This window comes from Bradyrhizobium sp. BR14999 (genome assembly GCF_056106085.1).
Window position 1 is genome coordinate 1,864,577 of record NZ_CM148536.1, and the last position, 20,597, is coordinate 1,885,173.

General features: G+C 63.9%; 17 protein-coding genes. 8 read left to right on the plus strand and 9 right to left on the minus strand.

Annotated elements, in window-relative coordinates:
- Window positions 1-163: 163 nt before the first annotated feature.
- The 6 genes from ACR9YP_RS08635 to ACR9YP_RS08660 all read left to right on the plus strand — a co-directional run bounded on the left by ACR9YP_RS08635 (window position 164) and on the right by ACR9YP_RS08660 (window position 7,468).
- Complete coding sequence (locus tag ACR9YP_RS08635; protein ID WP_438103173.1) at window positions 164-1,582, plus strand: M20 family metallopeptidase; 1,419 nt, start codon at window positions 164-166, stop codon at window positions 1,580-1,582.
- 262 nt (window positions 1,583-1,844) lie between these two features.
- Entirely contained in the window at window positions 1,845-3,635 is a 1,791-nt protein-coding gene (locus ACR9YP_RS08640) for a peptide ABC transporter substrate-binding protein (RefSeq protein ID WP_438103171.1), read from the plus strand.
- Window positions 3,636-3,665: 30 nt separating this feature from the next.
- Window positions 3,666-4,625: an ABC transporter permease gene (locus ACR9YP_RS08645; RefSeq protein ID WP_091891317.1), complete on the plus strand. Its 960-nt coding sequence runs from the start codon at window positions 3,666-3,668 to the stop codon at window positions 4,623-4,625.
- Complete coding sequence (locus tag ACR9YP_RS08650) at window positions 4,591-5,508, plus strand: ABC transporter permease (RefSeq protein ID WP_370990187.1); 918 nt, start codon at window positions 4,591-4,593, stop codon at window positions 5,506-5,508. Before ACR9YP_RS08645 ends, ACR9YP_RS08650 begins: the two co-directional genes overlap by 35 nt.
- Window positions 5,508-6,503 (plus strand): ABC transporter ATP-binding protein, encoded by a 996-nt coding sequence (locus ACR9YP_RS08655; RefSeq protein WP_091891311.1) that lies wholly within the window; start codon window positions 5,508-5,510, stop codon window positions 6,501-6,503. Before ACR9YP_RS08650 ends, ACR9YP_RS08655 begins: the two co-directional genes overlap by 1 nt.
- Window positions 6,500-7,468 (plus strand): ABC transporter ATP-binding protein, encoded by a 969-nt coding sequence (locus ACR9YP_RS08660; RefSeq protein ID WP_438103169.1) that lies wholly within the window; start codon window positions 6,500-6,502, stop codon window positions 7,466-7,468. Before ACR9YP_RS08655 ends, ACR9YP_RS08660 begins: the two co-directional genes overlap by 4 nt.
- A 20-nt stretch (window positions 7,469-7,488) precedes the next feature.
- On the opposite strand, the gene ACR9YP_RS08665 is transcribed toward ACR9YP_RS08660, so the two are convergent.
- From ACR9YP_RS08665 to ACR9YP_RS08680, 4 genes are all read right to left on the minus strand, one after another.
- Entirely contained in the window at window positions 7,489-8,136 is a 648-nt protein-coding gene (locus tag ACR9YP_RS08665; protein WP_438103167.1) for an HAD family hydrolase, read from the minus strand.
- A gap of 108 nt (window positions 8,137-8,244) precedes the next feature.
- Complete coding sequence (locus tag ACR9YP_RS08670) at window positions 8,245-10,149, minus strand: sensor domain-containing diguanylate cyclase (protein WP_474219388.1); 1,905 nt, start codon at window positions 10,147-10,149, stop codon at window positions 8,245-8,247.
- Between the two features lie 178 nt (window positions 10,150-10,327).
- On the minus strand, window positions 10,328-10,549 hold the full coding sequence (locus ACR9YP_RS08675) for a dodecin (protein WP_091891394.1): 222 nt from the start codon (window positions 10,547-10,549) through the stop codon (window positions 10,328-10,330).
- A 109-nt stretch (window positions 10,550-10,658) separates the two neighbouring features.
- Entirely contained in the window at window positions 10,659-11,915 is a 1,257-nt protein-coding gene (locus ACR9YP_RS08680; protein WP_438103165.1) for a glycosyltransferase family 87 protein, read from the minus strand.
- Between the two features lie 309 nt (window positions 11,916-12,224).
- Between ACR9YP_RS08680 and ACR9YP_RS08685 the strand changes: the two genes are divergently transcribed.
- Window positions 12,225-13,838 carry a hypothetical protein gene (locus ACR9YP_RS08685; RefSeq protein ID WP_474219390.1) on the plus strand — a complete coding sequence of 538 codons (1,614 nt, stop codon included), beginning with the start codon at window positions 12,225-12,227 and terminating at the stop codon, window positions 13,836-13,838.
- A 28-nt stretch (window positions 13,839-13,866) separates the two neighbouring features.
- Here ACR9YP_RS08685 and ACR9YP_RS08690 read toward each other — a convergent pair whose 3' ends face one another.
- The 5 genes from ACR9YP_RS08690 to ACR9YP_RS08710 all read right to left on the minus strand — a co-directional run bounded on the left by ACR9YP_RS08690 (window position 13,867) and on the right by ACR9YP_RS08710 (window position 19,493).
- Window positions 13,867-14,424, minus strand: a complete 558-nt coding sequence (locus ACR9YP_RS08690) for an HNH endonuclease (RefSeq protein ID WP_018646514.1) — start codon at window positions 14,422-14,424, stop codon at window positions 13,867-13,869.
- 213 nt (window positions 14,425-14,637) lie between these two features.
- Complete coding sequence (locus ACR9YP_RS08695; protein ID WP_474219391.1) at window positions 14,638-15,615, minus strand: peptidyl-alpha-hydroxyglycine alpha-amidating lyase family protein; 978 nt, start codon at window positions 15,613-15,615, stop codon at window positions 14,638-14,640.
- 134 nt (window positions 15,616-15,749) lie between these two features.
- A complete protein-coding gene (locus ACR9YP_RS08700) occupies window positions 15,750-17,537 on the minus strand; it encodes a flavin-containing monooxygenase (RefSeq protein ID WP_474219393.1) in 1,788 nt (595 codons plus the stop codon).
- 133 nt (window positions 17,538-17,670) lie between these two features.
- On the minus strand, window positions 17,671-18,756 hold the full coding sequence (locus ACR9YP_RS08705; protein WP_438103156.1) for a DUF2855 family protein: 1,086 nt from the start codon (window positions 18,754-18,756) through the stop codon (window positions 17,671-17,673).
- Window positions 18,753-19,493, minus strand: a complete 741-nt coding sequence (locus ACR9YP_RS08710; protein ID WP_474219395.1) for a DNA-3-methyladenine glycosylase family protein — start codon at window positions 19,491-19,493, stop codon at window positions 18,753-18,755. The genes ACR9YP_RS08705 and ACR9YP_RS08710 overlap by 4 nt, the downstream gene beginning before the upstream one ends.
- A gap of 179 nt (window positions 19,494-19,672) precedes the next feature.
- Between ACR9YP_RS08710 and gluQRS the strand changes: the two genes are divergently transcribed.
- Window positions 19,673-20,542: a tRNA glutamyl-Q(34) synthetase GluQRS gene (gene gluQRS / locus ACR9YP_RS08715; RefSeq protein ID WP_438103155.1), complete on the plus strand. Its 870-nt coding sequence runs from the start codon at window positions 19,673-19,675 to the stop codon at window positions 20,540-20,542.
- The last annotated feature ends 55 nt before the right edge of the window (window positions 20,543-20,597 follow it).

Genomic DNA, 20,597 nt, shown 5'->3' on the forward strand with positions numbered 1-20,597 from the left:
CGTGAAATCTTCGAAAGGCTTAGCGACGGTTCGTGCACAGATGGCAGGCGGCCCTTCGATCCGGCAGCCGCCGCATGGCTGGTGTCCGGCGAGGTGCTAGGCGCCGTGCAACGAAGCTGCTAACCATTGCCGCTTCGTTTGACCAGGGATCACGGATCGAAGCATGGATAACCGCAGCGACATCTGGCGTGGCGTCGACACGATCAAGGCGCGTTTCATCGACCTCAGCGACAAGGTCTGGGGCATGCCCGAGGTGTGCTACACCGAGGCGCGGTCCGCCGCCGAGCATCTGGCCGAGCTGCGCCATCAGGGTTTCCGCATCACCGAGAACGTCGCCGGCATCCCGACTGCGCTGATGGGCGAGTGGGGCGAGGGCGGTCCGGTCATCGCCTTCATGGGTGAATATGACGCGCTGCCGGGATTGAGCCAGGAGGCGGGTGTCGCCGAGCACCGTCCGATCGAGACCGGTGGCCACGGCCATGGCTGCGGTCACAATCTGCTCGGTTCCGCCGCGCTGCTCGCCGCGACTGCGGTGAAGGACTGGCTCGCCGAGAACAAGGTGCCGGGCCGCGTGCGCTATTACGGCTGCCCCGCAGAGGAAGGTGGCGCGGCAAAGGCCTTCATGGTGCGCTCCGGTGCGTTCGAAGATGCCGACATTGCCATCACCTGGCATCCGCACAGCTTCTGGGAAGTGGCGGTGACGCCGTCGCTCGCCAACACGCGCGCGGATTTCATCTTCACCGGCCGCACCTCGCATGCGGCGGCCTCGCCGCATCTCGGCCGTTCTGCGCTCGACGCGGTGGAATTGATGAACGTCGGCGTGAACTACATGCGCGAGCACATGCCGAGCGACGCGCGCGTGCACTATGCCTTGCTCGACACCGGCGGCATCGCGCCCAACGTGGTGCAGGCCCATGCGCGCGTGCGCTATTCGATCCGCGCCCGCGATCTTCCCGGCATGAACGAGCTGGTCGAGCGCGTGTCCAAGATCGCCCAGGGCGCGGCGCTGATGACCGAGACCAAGGTGGAAATGAAGATCATCTCCGCGGTCTCCAACATCCTGCCGAACACGCCGCTGGAACAGGCGCTGCACCGGGTGATGGAAGAGCTCGGACCGCCGCATTTCGACGACGCGGACAAGAGCTTTGCCGGCCAGATCCGTGCGACGCTGACCGACAAGGACATCTCGTCGGTCTACTACGCGATCGGTATGGAGCCGACCGATCGGCCGCTGGCCGACTTCCTGGTGCCGCTGGATGCCAAGCGCAACCCGTTGGTCGGCTCGACCGATGTGGGTGACGTGAGCTGGGTGGTCCCGACCGTGCAGGTTCACGCACCGACGGTTGCAATCGGCACGCCCTTCCACACTTGGCAGGTGGTCGCGCAAGGCAAGAGCCCGCATGCCCACAAGGCCATGGTGCAGGCGGCCAAGGCGATGGCCGGGCTCGGCATCAAGGCGCTGACGGAACCGGAACTGATCAAGTCTGCCAAGGCGGATCTTCAGAAGCGGACGGCCAAGACGCCTTACGTGTGTCCGTTGCCGGACCACGTCGCGCCGCCGCTCGATATGTCCGTGGCGTAGAATTTCGCCTCGATACTTCGTCTGATCCGGCGAACAAATTTTCCGCAGTGCAGCGCGCAATCCAGCATGTTTTGATGCTGGATTGCCGAACGGATGGGCTGACGGAACGCAGTTTTGCCCAACCGGCAGCCAGAAGACCGTTTGCACACACACGGTCCCAGTTGACGTCCACCCCATTCGGTGTGCCATCTACTGCCAGCCAAATGAGCGGCCGCACTTCACGGCCGCCTTCATCACTATGGAAACCAGACGGGGGACAACCATGCTGGATAAAGAACTGCGTTCGATGATCGGCCAGGTGAAGGACGGGCGGATGGATCGCCGCGCCTTCATCCAGCGCCTGGCTGCCGTGGGCCTGACCGCACCGCTGGCCAACCAGATCCTCGCGCTCGGCGGTGTCGCCATGGCCGAGGGCGCCTCGATCTACAAGCCGACCAAGCGCGGCGGTGGCGGCGCATTGAAGCTGTTGTGGTGGCAGGGCCCGACCTTGCTCAATCCGCATTTCGCCACCGGCACCAAGGACCAGGACGGTTCGCGCCTGTTCTACGAGCCGCTCGCCTGCTGGGATCCGGACGGCAACATGAAGCTGGTTCTGGCGTCCGAAATTCCCTCGACCCAGAACGGCCTGCTGGCCGCCGACGGCAAGTCGGTGACGTGGAAGCTGAAGCCCGGCGTGAAATGGCACGACGGCAAGCCGTTCTCGGCCGACGACGTCGTCTTCACCTGGGAGTACATCATCGATCCGGCGACGGCCGCCGTCACTGTGGCGACCTACCGCGACATCACGGTCGAGAAGGTGGATGACCTCACGGTCCGCCTCACCTTCAAGAAGCCGACGCCGTTCTGGGCGGACGCCTTTGTCGGTGCAACCGGACAGATTCTGCCCAAGCACCTGTTCGCCGAGTACAAGGGCTCCAAGTCTCGCGAAGCGCCGAACAACCTCGCGCCCGTCGGTACCGGCCCCTACAAGTTCCTCGAGTTCAAGCCCGGCGACCTGATCCGCGGCGAGATCAACAAAGACTATCACATGCCGAACCGGCCCTATTTCGACACGCTCGAGATGAAGGGCGGCGGCGACGCTGTGTCGGCCGCACGCGCGGTGATCCAGACCGGCGAGTATGATTTTGGTTGGAACATCCAGGTCGAGGACGACGTCCTCCTGCGCCTGGAGAAGGGCGGCAAGGGCAAGACCATCTATGCCGTGGGCGGCGACACCGAGTTCATTGCGCTCAATTTCACCGATCCCAACACCGAGGTCGACGGCGAACGCTCCTCGATGAAGACCAAGCATCCGTTGTTCTCCGACCCCGCCGTGCGCAAGGCGCTGTCGCTGCTGGTCGATCGCGAGTCCATCAAGAAGGCCATCTATGGCCGCGCCGGCCGCACCACCGCGAACTTCCTCAATGGCCCCGAAAAGTTCGTCTCCAAGAACACCTCATGGGAGTTCAGCATCGAGAAGGCCTCGAAGATCCTGGACGATGCCGGCTGGAAGCCGGGCGCCGATGGCATCCGCGAGAAGGATGGCAAGAAGCTGAAGCTGCTCTACCAGACCTCGATCAACGGCCCGCGCCAGAAGACCCAGGCGATCGTCAAACAGGCCTGTCAGAAGGCCGGCATCGACGTCGAGCTGAAGTCGGTCGTGGCCTCGGTGTTCTTCTCGTCGGACGTCGCCAATCCCGACACCTATGCGAAGTTCTATGCCGACATCGAGATGTTCCAGATCCCGATGAGCCAGCCGGATCCGGCCCAGCACATGCGCCGCTATCATTCGAGCAACGTGGCGACGAAGGAGAACAAGTGGCAGGGCACCAACTTCCCGCGCTATGTCAACAAGGAGTACGACACCACCATCGACGCCGCCGACGGCGAGATGGATCCGGTCAAGCGCGCGGCGCTCTACATCAAGGCCAACGACCTCCTGTTCCAGGACACCGTGTTCATTCCGGCGCAGCACCGGCTCAAGGTGGAGGCGGCCTCGAACACGCTGCGCCCGGTGATCTCCGGCTGGGCCAACGAAACCGACAATCTGTTCGACTGGTACCGCGAGGAATGATCCCCCAACTCTAGACGGGGCCCTTCCCTCATGAGCCAATACGTCCTGCGTCGCCTGCTGATCGCGATTCCGAGCCTGCTCGGAATCTCGGTCGTGCTGTTCGTCGTGCTCGCGCTCGCGCCCGGCGATCCGTTCTCCGAGCTGGCGACCAATCCGAACGTGCCGCCCGAAGTGCAGGCGGCGCTTCGGGCCAAGTTCGGCCTCGACGATCCGATTCACCTCCGCTACCTGCACTGGCTCAACGCCATGCTGCACGGCGACTGGGGTTTCTCCTTCGTCAGCCGGATGAACGTCGATACGCTGATCCTCCAGCGCCTGCCGGCCACCCTCTACGTGATCGGCTCGGCGCAGATCCTGGCGCTCCTGATCGCGATTCCCGTCGGGGTCTATGCCGCGACCAAGCCCTATTCGTTGTTCGACCAGATCGCGAATACGCTCGCCTTCGTCGGCTTCTCGCTGCCGACCTTCTTCACCGGCATCCTGTTCATCCTGATCTTCTCGGTCACGCTGGACTGGTTGCCTTTCGTCTATACGACCGACATCAAGGCGACCGGCATCCGCTGGGTGCTGGAGATGATCAGGCAGGCGATCATGCCGGTGGCGGTGCTCGGCCTGTTCCAGGCGGCGTCGATGACGCGCTTCGTGCGTTCGGCGATGCTCGACGTGATCCGGCTCGACTACGTCACCACAGCGCGCGCCAAGGGCCTTGGCCAGGCCAAGGTCATCATCAAGCACGTGATGCGCAACGCCATGATCCCGGTCGTGACGCTGATTGCGTTGCAGATGCCCGCGGTGTTCGGCGGAGCCATTGTCACCGAGCAGATCTTCCGCATTCCCGGCATCGGTTCGCTGCTGATCTCCTCCATCCTTTCCAACGACACGCCGGTGGTGATGGCCGTCACCTTCGTCTTCGCGTGCCTCGTCGTGCTGTTCAATCTCATCGCGGACGTGCTTTATGGCTGGCTTGACCCTCGCATCTCCCTCCGCTGAGCGGGGCGTCTACTCGCCCTGGCGCGAGACGTGGCGGCGTTACAGCCGCCACAGACTCGCCGTGATCAGCGCCTTCCTGCTCCTGATCCTGGTGCTGGCGGTGGTGATCGGCCCGTTCATCTGGCGCATCAAGATCAACGACATCGACATCGTCGCAGGCATGCAGGGCCCATCGCTCGCGCATCCCTTCGGCACCGACGATCTCGGCCAGGACATCCTGGCGCGCATGATCTATGGCGGACGGATCTCGCTCGCGGTCGGTCTCGCCGCCATGCTGGTTTCGGTGTTCATCGGCACGCTGATCGGCGCACTCGCCGGCATGTCGCGCGGCGCGCTCGGGCACGGCCTGATGTGGCTCACCGACCTCTTCCTGTCGCTGCCGCAACTGCCGCTGCTGCTGCTGCTCATCTATCTCTTCCGCGACGGGCTGAAGCAGTTGTTCGGACCCGAGGGCGGCATCTTCATCCTGATTGTGCTCGTGATCGGGGGCCTTCGCTGGATGCCGGTGGCGCGTCTGGTGCGTGCGCAATTCCTGTCGATCCGCGAGAAGGAGTTCGTCGAAGCCGCGCGCGCGCTCGGCGCCAGCCCGGTGCGGCAGGTGGTGCGCCACATCCTGCCGAATGCGGTCGGCCCGGTGATCATCGCCGGCACCATCGACGTCGCCGCTGCGATCATCGCGGAATCGACGCTGTCCTTCCTCGGCCTCGGCTTCCCGCCGGATACCCCGACCTGGGGCCGGCTGCTGTTCGATGCCAAGGACTTTCTCGACATCGGTCCGCACTGGGCGCTGTTTCCGGGCGGCGCGATCTTCATCGCGGTGGTCGCCATCAACTTCATCGGCGACGGCCTGCGTGACGCGCTCGATGCGCGACGGGTGATCTGATGGCTCCGCTGCTCGAAATCAAGGGCCTGAAAACCCACTTCTCCACCGACGACGGCATCCTCCAGGCCGTCGACGGCGTCGACATCTCCATCAACAGAGGCGAGACGCTCTGCGTCGTCGGCGAGTCCGGCTGCGGCAAGACCGTGACGGCGATGTCGATCCTGAAGCTGATCGCGATGCCGCCGGGCCGGATCGCGGCGGGCCAGATCATCTTCGAGGGCCGCGATCTCGTCCCGCTGACGAGCAATCAGCTCGACGAGATCAGGGCCAAGGAGATCGGTTTCATCTTCCAGGAGCCGATGACCTCGCTCAATCCGGTGCTCACGATCGGCGAGCAGATCGCCGAGAGCCTGCGGCGGCACGAAGCTGTGACCAAGAAGCAGGCGCTCGAGCGCACCATCGAGATGCTGAAGCTGGTGCAGATCCCGAACGCCGAAGGCCGCGTGCACAACTATCCGCACCAGTTCTCCGGCGGCATGCGCCAGCGCGTGATGATCGCGATGGCGCTTGCCTGCAAGCCGAAGCTGATCATCGCCGACGAGCCGACAACCGCGCTCGACGTCACCATCCAGGCCCAGATCCTCGACCTGCTCCAGGACATGAAGGACCGCTTCGGCATGGCGGTGATGCTGATCACCCATGCGATGGGCGTCGTCGCCGAGACCGCGCAGCGTGTCGTCGTGATGTATGCCGGCAAGGTGGTGGAGGAGGCACTCGTCGATGACCTCTTCGGCGATCCCCGCCATCCCTATACGCAAGGGTTGATCCGCTCGATCCCGCGCATCGACCTCGACAGCGAGCACAAGACGCGGCTGGAGGCGATCGGCGGCTCGGTGCCGATCCTGATCAATCCGCCCGTCGGCTGCCGCTTTGCCCCGCGCTGCAAGTTTGCCATGAAGGTCTGCACCGAGAAGGAGCCGCTGCTGCGCGAGATCGCGCCCGGTCACCGCATGGCCTGTCATCTGGGAGATACTAATTTGGGAGGCGCGGCATGAGCGAGCCCTTGCTCCGCGTCAGCGGCCTGAAGAAGCATTTCCCTGTGCTCGGCGGCCTGCTGTCGCGCCAGGTCGGCACCGTCTATGCGGTCGACGGCGTGTCGTTCTCGGTCAATCGCGGCGAGACGCTTGGTCTCGTCGGCGAGTCCGGCTGCGGCAAGTCGACGACGGGACGCTGTGTGCTGCGCCTGATCGAGCCGACCGACGGCGAGGTCACCTTCGACGGCAAGGACGTGCGCAAGCTCGGCGGCAACGATCTGCGCGCGATGCGGCGGAACATGCAGCTGGTGTTCCAGGATCCGTTCGCCTCGCTCAATCCGCGCATGACGGTCGGCGCGATCCTCGGCGAGGCCTTCACCATCCACAATCTCGCCTCGTCCGCGAAAGAGCGCGAGGAGCGCGTCGCGGCTCTCCTGGTCAAGGTCGGGCTCAAGGCCGAGCACATGCGGCGCTATCCGCACGAATTCTCCGGCGGCCAGCGCCAGCGCATCGTGATCGCGCGCGCCCTCGCGGTCGAACCGAAGCTGATCGTCTGCGACGAGCCGGTCTCCGCGCTCGACGTGTCGATCCAGGCGCAGGTGATTAACCTCCTGGAAGATCTCCAGGCCGAGCTGAACCTCACCTATCTGTTCGTCGCGCACGATCTCTCTGTCGTCGAGCACATCTCAGACCGCGTCGCGGTGATGTATCTCGGCCGCATCGTCGAGCTGGCGAAAGCGAGCGACCTCTACCGCAACCCGCAGCATCCCTACACCAGGGCGCTCCTATCCGCGGTGCCGGTGCCCGATCCCAAGCTCAAGCGCGAACGCATCCGCCTCAAGGGCGACGTGCCGAGCCCGATGAAGCCGCCATCCGGCTGCCACTTCCACACCCGCTGTCCGATCGCCCAGCCGCGCTGCGCTGAAAGCGCGCCGGAGCTGAGAGAAGGGGCGGGCGGGCATTTTGTCTCGTGCCATCTGGCTTGATGCCGGCGGAAGGCCACGGATCATTCGTGAAGCAGGCCGTGCTCCGAAAGGGCCTGCTTGAAGCTCTCCACCGACGTGTGGTGATGCGCGAACAGACCCGCCTCGCGTGCGCCGGCGACATTGGCCATGAGATCGTCGACGAACAGGGCGGTCTCCGGCCTCACGTTGAGCTCCGACAGACAGAGGCGGTAGCAGCGCGGGTCCGGCTTCGCGGTCTTGAACTGGGCCGAGGTGTAGATTCGGTAGCCGAACAGCGGGCGCAAGTCCGGCAGCAGCGTGTCGATATGGTCAGCGACCAGCGTGCTGTTGTTGGTCAGGACGGCAATGTCGACGGTCTTACGCAAGCTGCCGGCAATCTCCAGCATCGCGCGTTTGGCCTGCATTGAACGGCGCCGCGCCTCGACCCATTCGTCGAGCGAGAGCGGATAGCCGATGCGCTCGCCGAAGCCCCGCAAATAGTCGGCGGCATCGAGAGCCCCGCAATCGCCGAGCAGCTCGAATCCGCTGTCCCAGATCGCCTTGTGGATGAATTCGCTGGTCAATCCCGCAAGCTCCGCCAGACATGCGACACGTTTTCCCCTGTCGTAGTCGCACAGGACATTGTCCATGTCGAAGAGGACGAGCTTGATCCCATTAGTCACAGCAGCACTCTCGGAGTGGCCGAACATCCGGCCGTCCGAGTCATATCCTGTCCGAATACGGACGACAAACGCGGAGCAGAAACCAGCCGATGCGAGGCCCAACGTCGGCGAGTTTCGAGGGCGGAATCTCCGACGTCACGCCCTCTTCGCGGGCCAGGGGACCACCTGTCCTGACATCACCAGCCGGTCACGGCCGCTGTCCTTGGCGGCGTAGAGCGCGCGATCGGCGGCCGCGACCAGCGTGCTGCAGTCCATCGTGGTCTGGGACGGAAGAGCAGCCGCGCCGCCGACGCTTGCAGTCACCAGCCGGGAAGGCGGATTCTGCGCATGCAGCATAGCGAGATCGAGCAGCGCCTGGCGGATTCCTTCGCCGACCTCGGCGCAACCATCCGGGCCGGTGTTCGGCAACAGCACCGCGAATTCCTCGCCGCCGTAACGCGCCGCGAGGTCGGCCGGACGTCTCGCGTAGGTGGACAGAATCCGGCCGAGCGCGCGCAGGCAGGCGTCGCCCGCCAGATGTCCGTAATGGTCGTTGAACTTCTTGAAATGATCGACATCGATCAGCAGCAACGAGAGCTGCATGCCGTCGCGCCGGGCACGCGCCCATTCGTCGGCCAGGCGTTCGTCGAATGCGCGCCGGTTGGCGAGACCGGTGAGGCCGTCGGTCGTTGCCAGCGAGGCAAGCTTGTCCTGAAGGTCCTTCTGCTCGGTCATGTCGCGCACCACCGCGACGACGCCGTCGATCGCACCGCTGTCCGACGCCAGCGTCACGTGCAGCGCCGCCTCGGCCCAGATCTCGCCCTTGTCGCGATGATGCTGGCGATAGACGAACCGCGCCTCCTCGGCCTCGCCGTTCTTCAGCGCGGTGATGGCTTGCCGGACCCGTTCCATGTCGTCCGCGTGAATGCCGGCGAGCGCCGAAGTGCCCAGCAATTCCTCGGCGGACCAGCCGGTGATGCGCGCGCATGAGGGAGAGACGTAGAGCACCCGGTTGTCCAGTCCGATCCGGGTCACCATGTCGCTGGATTGCTCGGCCAGCAGGCGGAAATTTGCTTCCTTGGCGACCAAGGCCTGGGCCATGCGCTGCCGCTGCACCAGCTGACGGACCAGGTAGGAGCCGATCAATGCGATCAGCACAACGAGGCCGAGGACGAAGGTCATGCGTGTGGTCGCTGCGCGTCGCCAGGAGGCCAGCACGTCGTCTTGCGACTTGCTCGCCAGCACCATCAGGGGATAGCGGCTGCTGCGCTGGTAGTAGCTCAGCCGGTCCACGCCATCGATCGGCGACCTGAAATAGTAGACCGCCCCGGGGGGGCGGCTTTTCCAACTTCTGAACAAGGGCGCATTGGACAGGTCGCGTCCGACGAAGGCGCCGCTCTCGTCGCGACTGCGCGCCAGCATGGTGCCGCTATTGTTGAGCAGCGAGGCCGAGCCGTTCGGCCCGAAGTCGAAGCGCTCGTAGAATTTGACGAAATAGCTGACGTCGATCGTGAGCAGCGCAACGCCGGCGAAGCCGCCGTCGGAATCGTTGATCCGGCGGGACACGGTGATAATCCATTGGCCGCCGGCTTTGCTCTTGACGGGCGGTCCGATCAGCGTGCCCGTCGCCGGCGAGTCGCGATGGTGACGGAAATAGTCGCGGTCGCTGTTGTTGAGCTTGGAGAAGTCGACGTGTTCAGTCGTGGCAAGCCACCCGCCGGTCGCATCGTAGATGAAGATGCCGCGGATGCGGTCCGATGATTTGCGTGTCGGCAGATAGGCCTGGAGTTTCGCAATCGCATCCGGACCCGTCCCGTCGATTTCGAGCCGATGGACCAAGCCGACCAGGATCGTATCGGCGAGTTCGAACGTATCGTCCGCGTGCTGGATCAGCGAATGCGCCAGATTGGTGACGTCGATCTCGGCGGTCCTGAGATCGGCATTGCGCGCTTCCCATTCGCGCCAGGCGCTCAAGCCGAGGATCTCAACGCAAATCAGCACGATGAACCCCGCCGCCCAGAGCGGAAGGCGCGTCTTGCCGAGTTCGCGGCTCGTCACCATCAGGCTTGCTCCATTTCGGAGCAAACCTCTCACTTTGGCCTTAACGGCCTATTGCAACTTCTGCGATGATTTTGTGCGTCCGTATTCACCCGGAGGGAGTTGACGATATCTTGATTGACTCTCCTCGGCGGTTGTTAACCACCTCGCCGCAGGGCGAACTTCGTCCGCATCCGCTGCGTCATCCCTCCAGCGTGAAGCCGACGCGCAGCGTCACTTGATAGTGACGGACGGTGCCGTTCTCGATGTGACCCCGTGTTTGCACCACCTCGAACCATTTCATCTCGCGAATGGTCTTGGCAGCGCGGCCGATCGCGTTCTTGATCGCATCCTCGATCGACGTCTCGGATGATCCGACCAGTTCCAGGATCTTGTAGACGTGATCATGTTCGGCTGTGGGCATGATGAGCCTCCTCGGTTGCGCCGCGGCACGCGGCGCAGCGTGCGCTCTCATCTGAACGAGCGTCGGCCGGTCCGGTTCCGTCCTGCGGATTTGCAGCGGGCTGGAGGCCTTACTCGGTGGCTTGCGCGGTTTGCGGCAGCGCGGGCGCCGGCTGCGTCCCGCGCACCAGCAGTCGCAGCAGCAGAACCAGCAGTGCCATCAGCGCGAAGCCGCCGATGGCGGGTGCGAAATGCTGATCGGGATCGGCCTTCTGCCCGAACTGCACCGCCAGCCGCCCCGATTGCAACAATCCATAGGCCCCAGCGAGCAGGACCAGCCCGTAAATCGCGCTGCGCTCGCGCTGGCTCGCCAGCTTGGCGAGGTCGGGCAATATCAGGGCCAGACCGATTCCGAGCATCGGCAGGTCGTAATCATAGGCATAGGGACTGATCATCACCGACACCATCACGGTGACGCCGAGGGAGAACTTCGACGATGGGTTGCGCACCGCGCCGAGAAGGACGGCGAGCAAGGCTGCTCCCGCAACGGCCGCCTGCCCCCAGAAGGCAACGCTCGCCGGCAGGCCGGCCTTGTACAATGCGGCATAGGCCGAGATCATCCGAAACAGCGGGTAGAAGCCCTGCTCGAGAAAGCTCGCCGATTCCCTGATCGCGCCAAGCCAGGCTGTCCAGATCTGCCAGCCGAAGAGGAGCGTGCAGAGCAGCGAGCTCACCAGCACGACGGTCGCAGCCGTTCCGAGCGCAATCCAGCGCCGCGTCATCAGCAGATAGAGGCCAGCGGCAATCGCAAGGTGCGGCTTGATCACCATGGCCCCGAGGGCAAAGCCAGCGAGCCACTGCCGCCGTTCCACGTTGAGGCACACGAGCCCGATCAGCGCGCCGGTGAGGAATCCGTTCTGCCCGCAGCCGATGGTGATCGCCAGCGCCGGAAACAGGATCACGAGCACTTGCGCGAAATTCCTGCCGACCATCGCGTGGAGCGTCACGAGATAGAGCGCGAGTGTTGCGGTGGTGAAGAGGAGGTAGCCGACGCCGACCGGCAGGAAGGCGAACGGCGCGACCAGGAGGTCGTATTGTGGCGGATAGGTCCAGGGCATGAAGCCGGTGGCGCCGCCGGCGGCCTCCATCTGCATCCTCAGCAGCGCCTCGAAATGATAGACCTGGTCGAGATCGCCGCGCCAGACGTGCAGCGCGACGATGTGAAAGGCATCGAAGTCGGCGAGCTCGCGATCCGTCCATGCGCCCCAGCGTGCGAACCAGAAAGTCTTGAAGAGGACGATCGCCGCCAGAGCCACCAGCACGAAGCGAACATAGGCCGCCCGCTTCGACGGCGAGGACTGAACCGCTTCGAGCGTCTCGGCAAACATGAGCGACGACCTTAGACCTGACCGACCGGCGGCTGGGCAGGCGAGCGCGCGGATCCCGCCCAAACTGCCATTGGAGCCTTAAGGGACGGTAACGAACCGGAAAGGATTCCGGGTGCGTGCTGGATTGTGGCCGAGGCCGGAAATCTGCGGGCAAGCCGAAGCAGCCGGTCACCGTGGTTAACAATGAACTGACGCAATCGATCAGAATCGAAGACGCGGAAAATCCAGGATTAAGCCCTTGTGCCGTATGGTCAGTCATAACTGACGGCGGGGTCCTCGCGCAGGCCGCGCTTTGACTGGGGGAGTCGTGTGACGGTCATCGTTGGTGATTTCGGCCGCCTGAAAGAGGCGCGTGGGTCGTCGCCTGCGGGCCTGGGCGCTGTGTGGAGAAGCCCTTCAACGATCGCCGTACTGCTTTGGCTGTCGCTATTTGCGGCGGCGATCATCGTCAGCGTGGTTCTCTGCGACTTCAGGCTCGTATTCACGCTGGACGACGCCTACATCCATCTTGCGGTTGCGGATCAAATTCTCTCAGGTGGCTACGGCATCAACGCTGGGGAATATTCGTCGCCCAGTTCGTCGGTCCTTTGGCCATATATTCTGGCATTGACCGAGGCGATGCATCTCGGCGTTTTCGGTCCGCTGCTGATCAATGCTGCCGCGGCATGTGCGACAGTTTTTGCCCTGCTGCGCCTGTTCGAAACGAGTCGGCTGTTCGATGCGGGTCCGCTTACCTGCGTGATCGTCCCGCTTCTCGTTTTCAACACGAGTGCCGTCGCGCTACCCATGACCGGCATGGAGCACAGCGTTCACGTTTGGGCATCCGTCGTGACCTTTGCTGGCCTTGCCGCGGCGGCGCGCAAATCCGCGCCAACCTCGCTGCATTTTCTCGCTCTGGTGCTTCTTCCCTTGATCCGCTTCGAAGGGGCAGCATTCGCCTGTGCCGCGACTGCCGGCTTCGCGATGCTTGGTTACAGACGCTTTGCCGCCGGCGCGGCATTTGTCATGATCATCAGCCTGTTGGGCTATTGCGCGCTGATGTCGTCGCGTGGCCTGCCGCTTCTGCCGAGTTCGGTGCTGTTGAAGGGGTATCTCGCCAACCTCGATGAGACCGCAGGCTCATTTTCGGCGATTGTCAACAACGTGCTGCGGAGCTTGACGAACGTCTATGGTCTGCGGCTGATCATGCTCGGGCTTGCAGTTGCGATCTGCGCGAACTGCCTGCGCGCAGATCGCGAGGCGCTGATTGTCCTTCTGAGCGTCATAGCTGCCATCAGTGCGCATCTAGTCTTTGGCCAATACGGCTGGCTCAACCGGTATGAGGTCTACATCATGGCGCTCGCGACGGCTGCACTACTATGGGCTGCCGGGCAGGTGAAGCCGCATCTCTCGGCGTTGCAGTGGTCGATTGCGAAGGTCGCCCTGGCCTTCGGGCTTGGCACTGCAGCCATGCCGTACGTGACGTCCGCGATAGTCTCGCCGATCGCCGCAAGCGATATCTACGAGCAGCAATATCAATTGGCTCGCTTTGCCCGTTCGTTCTACAGGCATGCGGTCGGGGTCAACGATTTGGGTCTGGTCGCCTACGGCAATACCGATTACGTGCTCGATCTCTGGGGCCTTGGTTCGGAGGACGTGCGCAAGGCGAGGATCGGGGGAGAGTACGGGCCGCCCGAGATGGCGGCTCTCGCGAGCAAGCATGAGGTCGGCCTGGTGATGATCTATGACGCCTGGTTTCCGAAGGGGGTACCTGCGGACTGGACAAAGGTCGCTGTTCTCGAGACAAAGACCGTGACCCTGTCGCAAAGAAACGTCGCATTCTATCGAACGCCACTGGGCAACGAGGCGGAAGTGACCTCAGCGCTTCGTGCATTCAGCACGACGCTTCCCCCGCGGGACACGCTGCACATCATTGCGCCGTAGCGCGTGCGAGCCGGGGGAACGCGCGCCCTTACGGATCCAGCTCGGTATCCCAGTAAAGATAGTCCAGCCAGCTGTCGTGCAGATAGTTCGGCGGAAACAGGCGGCCGTTGCGGTGGAGCTGGTGCACGGTCGGCGCGAACGCGCTCTGGCGCGGAAACATTTTTGCTTGCGCCGGCGTGAGATTGCCTTTGCGCAGATTACAGGGCGAGCATGCCGCGACCACGTTCTCCCAGGTGGTCTGGCCGCCTTTGCTACGCGGGATAATGTGATCGAATGTGAGGTCTTCGGGCGAGCCGCAATATTGGCAATTGAAGCGGTCGCGGAGGAAGACGTTGAAACGGGTGAAGGCGGGATGGGTGGTCGGCTTGACGAAGGATTTGAGCGAAACCACGCTCGGCAGTTGCATCTCTAACGTCGGACTTCGAACCGCCTGGTCGTAATGCGCGACGATGTTGACGCGGTCGAGGAACACCGCCTTGATCGCGTCCTGCCACGACCACAGAGACAGTGGGTAGTAACTCAGCGGCCGGAAGTCCGCATTCAGCACCAACACCGGCCAACTGCCTTGCGAGACATGTGCGTTCAAGTAACGCTCCCGGCCTCCAATATACGCTGCGAAGCAGCATGTATTGACATACTACATGCAGCGTGACGGGATTGTGAAGCCCGTTGAGCGACTTATTCAGTCGCGAGCAATGCGGCGGCGGGGTGGCAAAAGCGCCCAAAAAGCCGCGATTCCGGGGAGGGCCATGCGGCAGACCCGGAACCGCCTTCACGGTGCGTTGCGGCCCTGCCTTGGCTACTCCCGCACCCGCTCCAGCTTCTGCAGACACCGAGTCGTGCGCACCGCGACCGGCATCTCCTCGTCCGGGAAGCTGGTCTTCCAGTCGGTGACGCCGACCTCGCCGACATAGATGTCGCCCTTCGAATCCAGCGCGATGCCGTGGGGCGCCAGGAACTTGCCGCTGGCGACGCCCGGACCTTCCTCGCCGCCGAGCCGGGCAATACGCTTGCCCTTGGCATCCACGATCGACAGCCGCGGACCGAGATTGGGCACCTTGCGGTTGACGGCCATGCCGGGGCCGAGCTCGCCGATCACGAAGGTCGGGCTCTTAGCCCCGCCGCAGCAGCACAGCGCGCAGGGGCGGTGCAGATTGTTCCACTGCGTCTCGTATTTGCCCTCACCGTTGAACACCTGCACCCGATGGTTCTCGCGGTCGGCGACGTAAACCCAGCCGTCGGCGTCGGTGGCAATATTGTGCACGATGTTGAACTGCCCGGGATCGGTGCCGGGCTCGCCCCAGCTCTTAATCCGCTTGCCGTCAGGCGTGAATTTGTGCACGCGCGCATTGCCATAGCCGTCGGAGACGTAGATTTCGCCCTTCGGCGACAGCGCCGTGTGGGTGCAGCGATGGAAGGGATCGCCGCTCATGAATGGCGCCGGCTTTTCCGGGATGCCGATCGTCAGCAGCACCTTGCCATCAGTGGTGCACTTGCGCACCGTGTGGTCGCCGTCATCAGTGCAATAGAGATTGTCGTCCGCGTCGATATGCAGGCCATGCGCGCGCGAGAACAGGCCTTCGCCAAAACTGCGCAAAAAGTTGCCCTCACGGTCGAGCACCACCATCGGATGGGCGCCGCGATTGAAGACGTAGATCTGGTCCTTGCTGTCGACCGCGACGGAGGCGACGTCGGTGAGCTGCCAGCCGTCCGGCAGTTTTGCGAAATTTTCGACGACGCGGTAGCGGTGCTCGCCGGTGCCGAGAATGGCTGGCATGTGTCCCTTCCTCTTGCTGTCTCTGTCGTGCTCGTCTGCATCGGCGTCGTCATTGCGAGCTCCGCGAAGCAATCCAGAGTCCTTCCGCGGAGACAGTCTGGATTGCTTCGCTGCGCTCGCAATGACACTGTTGCTCAAGCTGGGTTCATCGGTGCACCCACAGCCCGCCCCAAAATCCCTTCCTCGATCGCCTTGATCTGCAGCGCGAGATATTTCGAGTTGATCCGGCACTGCGCGAGGCTGCCGGCGATGAACCAGAGACCCGGCTGTTTCGTGCGTGTGTACATGTTGCGCAGCTCGAAGCCGTCGCCAAAGCCCCAGACCGGACCGACGCGGTCGGCGATGGCGTCCCCAAACAATTTCCGCACCAGGTATTCCTGCGGCTTGTAGCCGGTGGAGAGCACGATGAGATCGGCCGGAATGATCGAGCCGTCCTTCATCCGCGCGCCCTCGGTAACGAAGCTCTCGATGTCGGAAAACTGCTTCAGCTTGATCGCGCCCTCGATGATCAGGTTGGAGCAGCCGACGTTGAAATAATAGCCGCCGCCGCGGGTAAGGTATTTGAACTGCCAGCCGGTGCCGGCCTCGCCGAAGTCCAGCTTGAAGCCGATGCGCCGCAGCCCGTCGAGCAGCTCCTTGTCGAGCTCCTTCGACTGCTCCGTCAGCATTACATGGGTCTTCCTCGCGAGCGGTGTCGGCATCGAGGCCGCGATCAGATCATTGTCTTCGAGCGTGCCCTCATTGTAGGTCGCGTAGGCCAGTTGCGCCGACGGCTCGATATTGGTGACGAGCGTCGGCGAACGCTGCACCAGCGTCACCTCCGCGCCGCTGGAATGAAGATCCTGCGCGATGTCGTGGCCGCTATTGCCGGTGCCGATCACGATGGCGCGCTTTCCCGTCCAGTTCTCGCCGTCCTCATAGCGGCTGGAATGCAGCAGCGTGCCCTTGAAATCGGCGAGGGTCGGAATATCAGGCATGTTGGCGATGCCGCTGACGCCGGTCGCCATCACGACATGGCACGGATGCATGGTCCGCTTGCTGCCGTCGGCGCGCCGCAGCGTCACAGTCCAGCGCCCCTTCGCCTCGTCATAGGCGCTGCCCTCGAATTCGGTGCCGGTCCAGAAGTTGAGCTCCATGGCCTCGACGTAAGACTCGAACCAGTTGGCGAGCTTGTCCTTGGGGATATAGGTTGGCCAGCTCGGCGGAAACGGCATGTAGGGCAGATGATTGACCTGCACTTGGTTGTGCAGGGTCAGCGCATGGTAGCGCTTGCGCCAGTTGTCGCCGATCCTCATCGCGCGATCGACGATCAACGTGTCGACATTCAACTGCTTCAACCGCGCCGCAATGGAGAGCCCGGCCTGGCCGCCGCCGACCACCAGCACAGCCGGGTCGCGATCGGCGTAGTCCCGTGCGGCGTTGCGCTGGTCGAGCCAGTTCGGCCCGCGAAAATCGCGCGAATAAGCCTGACCGCGCGGCCGCGACGTGCCGAGCTGCTCCTCGAACCCCTTGATCTCATCGAGCGCGGTGAGCAGCGTCCACGCCTTCAGGCGGTCGCCATCGGCAGTATCGGGAACGAGCCGCACTATGCCGCTGCCGCGTCCGATCGCGGTCTCGAAATTGAAGATTGCCTCGATGTTGTTGGTGCCGGCGCGCGTCACCCAACGCGGCGGCGCGCGGTTCTGCGCGATTTCGAAGTTGGTCGGCGCCGCTTCGCCCGCGAGCATCGCCAACGCCTGTGCGTTCTCATCTCGTCCGGCAAGCGTTTGCAGGTTCCAGCTCAGCGCCAGCACGTCGCGCCAAAAGCTGTCGGCTAGGAAGAGGTTGCTCAGCGCGCGGGGCTCGGGCGCGCTCAGCGTGCGCTCGAACGCGTCGAGCCAGGCTTGCGCGGAGACAGAGATATCCTTCGTCCTGTCCAGCATGCGCGACCTCGTGGCCGTCTTCGCGGCGTTTCCTCGCGAGCATGATCCGCATAAGTGTGCAGCGGTTTTCCGGAGATCATGCTCCAATCATGGAGATCGAGGCTATACTGGAATAGCCTATGTCAAAAGCGCTTTACCCAAGCAGCGAAAGCATGTGGCCCTGCTCAGGCGGAATGCGGCCCCTCAGCGTATCGAGATAAATGCGCCGCACTGCCTCCGGCCCGCGGCTCTCGACCACGTCCAGGCACGTCTCCAGCAACGGCGCGAAGCCGGACCATGCCGCGCCAAAACGCTGCTCGATGCCCCCAGGGCCCCAATCTTTCGCTCGCTTGCGGATGTGGTCGGGCGCGAAGAACCAGCGCGGCTTCGCGCCGGGCAGCGCGCCTTCGTCGGCGTCCGTGGCGCGATGCGTCAAGCCGACGCGCACCGAGCTTTTCATCTGGTCGTGGCAACGGTGATGCAGTTCGGCCCGCAACGCGCTGCTGCCCGCCATGTCGACGAAAGCAACCGGCGCATCCGTCGGCAGCGCGCTGACGCGATCATAGGTGACGACCTCGTCGTAGCAGGGCAGCGAGCCGACGAAGCGGCTATTGCCCGCCGAGGTCAGCCCGATCACCTTGCGGCCGCGCGCATGCAGGAGATGGGCGAGCCCGAACGCGGTCTTGCTGGAGGCGCTGGAGAGCAGCACACAGCGCGCGCCAAAGTCGTCGTTCTCCGCGAGGAAGTCGTCGACCAGGAACGACAGCATGAACAGCTGCCGCAGCAGTGCCTGAAGATCGCCCTGATGTCCGGCAAAGGCGGGGTCGCCGGTGACGCGGGAATAGAGGTTGTAGACGGGCGAGACCTGCTTGCGATGCTCGGCGCCGTCACGAAGCGCGTGCTTGCTGACGTCGGCCGCCTCGATGACGAGATGCGTCGCCATCGGGAAATTGCCGAACAACCGCTCGCCCACAGTGACGCCGGGATGTTTCGAGGCGATCACCTCGCCAAAACCCCACACCGGGATGTTGCCAAAATCCTGTGGTGCCGGAAATATCTGCCAGTATTTCAGCGCGTCACCCATCACCGCATAGGTGATATTGTTGGCGGTGAATGCGAAGCGCTCGACCTTCACCAGCAGCGTATCTGCCGGCAGTGCGGCTGCATCTGGAACCACGGTTTCGATCAGCTTGTACTGCTCGAGATCGTTGCGCGCGACGACGAAATCGGTCGATGTCATGGTGAAGGCCTCGGCTTTTTCCGTGCGGCCATCTTCTCTTTCACCCGTGAGGGCTTTGCAACAGCAACATTGTTTGAAACGGTGTTCGCCGCGCCGGCGATGATGCCCTCGCGCTTCTTCACCGCGCGATAGTAGCTCCACCACAGATGCGCCGCCGCGCCGCGCAGCGGACGCCAGGGCTCGGCGAGCGGCGCCATCTGCTTCTCCGTCGGCCGCGTCTTCAGGCCGAGACCAATCTTGATCCCCTCCTGCACGGCGAGGTCGCCGGCCGGCCAGGCGTCGCCATGGCCCAGGCAAAACAGCAGATAGACGTCGGCAGTCCAGGGGCCGATGCCGGGCAGCGAGATCAACGTGTGATGCGCGGCGTCGGCATCCTCTTCGGCGAGCACCTCGAGGTTCAGCCGTTGCGCCGTGATCTCGCGCGCAAGGTGTTTCAGCGTCTTGATCTTGGCGGCGGACAGGCCGAGCCGCCCCAGCCGGTCGGTGCGAGCGCGGCGGACCGCCTCATGGTCGAACGGATCGAGGGCGGCGGCCAGCCGCCCCCAGATCGCCGCCGCGCTCGCCGTCGAGAGCTGCTGCCCGCACACGATATGGGCAAGCCCCGCAAAACCCGGCTCGCGCCGCCGCAAGGCGGGCATGCCGGCGATTTCCAGCACGGGCTTGAGGCGCGGATCGCGCTTGATCAGCGCATGGACGGCCTCTTCGAGATCGGACTGGGATTCGAGGTGGATGGTCATTGCTTGCTCAACTCGTCATGCGCGGGCTTGCCGTCTCTGCTAAAGCTGCGCTGGCCCAATACCGTAAAGCCCGCCGAAGCCTTCGGCGTAGGCGGGACCCGCGCATCCATCTCCTAACGAGAGTCCGGGAAGATGGATTGTCGGGTCAAGCCCGGCAATGACGAATACACCGAGAACTCATGCCACCCGTTTTCCGATTTGCCCCAAGCCCGAACGGCTTCCTGCATCTCGGCCACGCCTATTCCGCGCTGCTGAACTTCGAACGTGCACGCGAGACCGGCGGGCGGCTGTTGCTGCGGATCGAGGACATCGACGCGACGCGCTGCCGGCCGGACTATGAGACGGCGATCTACGAGGATCTCGCCTGGCTCGGGATCTCCTGGGAAACACCGGCGCGGCGACAGTCCGAGCATCTTGCCGACTATCGTGCCGCGCTGGAAAAGCTTTCTGCGCTCGGTCTCGTCTATCCCGCCTTTGAAAGCCGCGCCGAGATCGCAAGGTTCATAGCCGCGCGCGAGGTGGATGGGCCGTGGCCGCGCGATCCCGATGGCGCGCCACTTTATCCCGGCGACGCCAAGTCGCTGTCGGCCGGCGAGCGCGAGCGGCTGATGACATCCGGCGCGCCTTACGCGCTGCGGCTCGACATGGCGGCCGCCTATCGGCGCGTCGCCGGCCTGACTTGGAACGAACTCGGCGCGGGGCCGGATGGCGCGCGCGGCATCGTCCCGGCGAGACCGGAAGCCTGGGGCGACGTGATCCTCGCCCGCAAGGAGACGCCGACCAGCTATCATCTGTCTGTGGTGGTCGACGACGCCCTCCAGGGCGTCAGCGAGATCGTGCGGGGCCAGGACCTGTTTCACGCCACATCGGTACACCGCCTGCTGCAGATCCTGCTTGGCCTGCCGGAACCCGCTTATCGCCACCATGGTCTGATCTGCGACGGCGAGGGGCGGAAGCTGTCGAAATCGAGCCGCTCGACCGGCCTACGGGAATTGCGCGCCGCCGGCGCCACGCCGGCCGGCATCCGCCGATCGGTGGGATTAGGTTAAGTTTCTCTGGGGGTTAGCCAAACGCCGCCGTGACTCCGGGTGTTCCGCCGTGCCA

Bases quoted from the DNA above. Each gene is read 5' to 3' on its own strand.
- ACR9YP_RS08635 (WP_438103173.1), top strand. From the start codon at position 164: ATGGATAACCGCAGCGACATCTGGCGTGGCGTCGACACGATCAAGGCG.
- ACR9YP_RS08640 (WP_438103171.1), top strand. From the start codon at position 1,845: ATGCTGGATAAAGAACTGCGTTCGATGATCGGCCAGGTGAAGGACGGG.
- ACR9YP_RS08645 (WP_091891317.1), top strand. From the start codon at position 3,666: ATGAGCCAATACGTCCTGCGTCGCCTGCTGATCGCGATTCCGAGCCTG.
- ACR9YP_RS08650 (WP_370990187.1), top strand. From the start codon at position 4,591: ATGGCTGGCTTGACCCTCGCATCTCCCTCCGCTGAGCGGGGCGTCTAC.
- ACR9YP_RS08655 (WP_091891311.1), top strand. From the start codon at position 5,508: ATGGCTCCGCTGCTCGAAATCAAGGGCCTGAAAACCCACTTCTCCACC.
- ACR9YP_RS08660 (WP_438103169.1), top strand. From the start codon at position 6,500: ATGAGCGAGCCCTTGCTCCGCGTCAGCGGCCTGAAGAAGCATTTCCCT.
- ACR9YP_RS08665 (WP_438103167.1), bottom strand. From the start codon at position 8,136: ATGTTCGGCCACTCCGAGAGTGCTGCTGTGACTAATGGGATCAAGCTC.
- ACR9YP_RS08670 (WP_474219388.1), bottom strand. From the start codon at position 10,149: ATGGTGACGAGCCGCGAACTCGGCAAGACGCGCCTTCCGCTCTGGGCG.
- ACR9YP_RS08675 (WP_091891394.1), bottom strand. From the start codon at position 10,549: ATGCCCACAGCCGAACATGATCACGTCTACAAGATCCTGGAACTGGTC.
- ACR9YP_RS08680 (WP_438103165.1), bottom strand. From the start codon at position 11,915: ATGTTTGCCGAGACGCTCGAAGCGGTTCAGTCCTCGCCGTCGAAGCGG.
- ACR9YP_RS08695 (WP_474219391.1), bottom strand. From the start codon at position 15,615: ATGCCAGCCATTCTCGGCACCGGCGAGCACCGCTACCGCGTCGTCGAA.
- ACR9YP_RS08700 (WP_474219393.1), bottom strand. From the start codon at position 17,537: ATGCTGGACAGGACGAAGGATATCTCTGTCTCCGCGCAAGCCTGGCTC.
- ACR9YP_RS08705 (WP_438103156.1), bottom strand. From the start codon at position 18,756: ATGACATCGACCGATTTCGTCGTCGCGCGCAACGATCTCGAGCAGTAC.
- ACR9YP_RS08710 (WP_474219395.1), bottom strand. From the start codon at position 19,493: ATGACCATCCACCTCGAATCCCAGTCCGATCTCGAAGAGGCCGTCCAT.
- gluQRS (WP_438103155.1), top strand. From the start codon at position 19,673: ATGCCACCCGTTTTCCGATTTGCCCCAAGCCCGAACGGCTTCCTGCAT.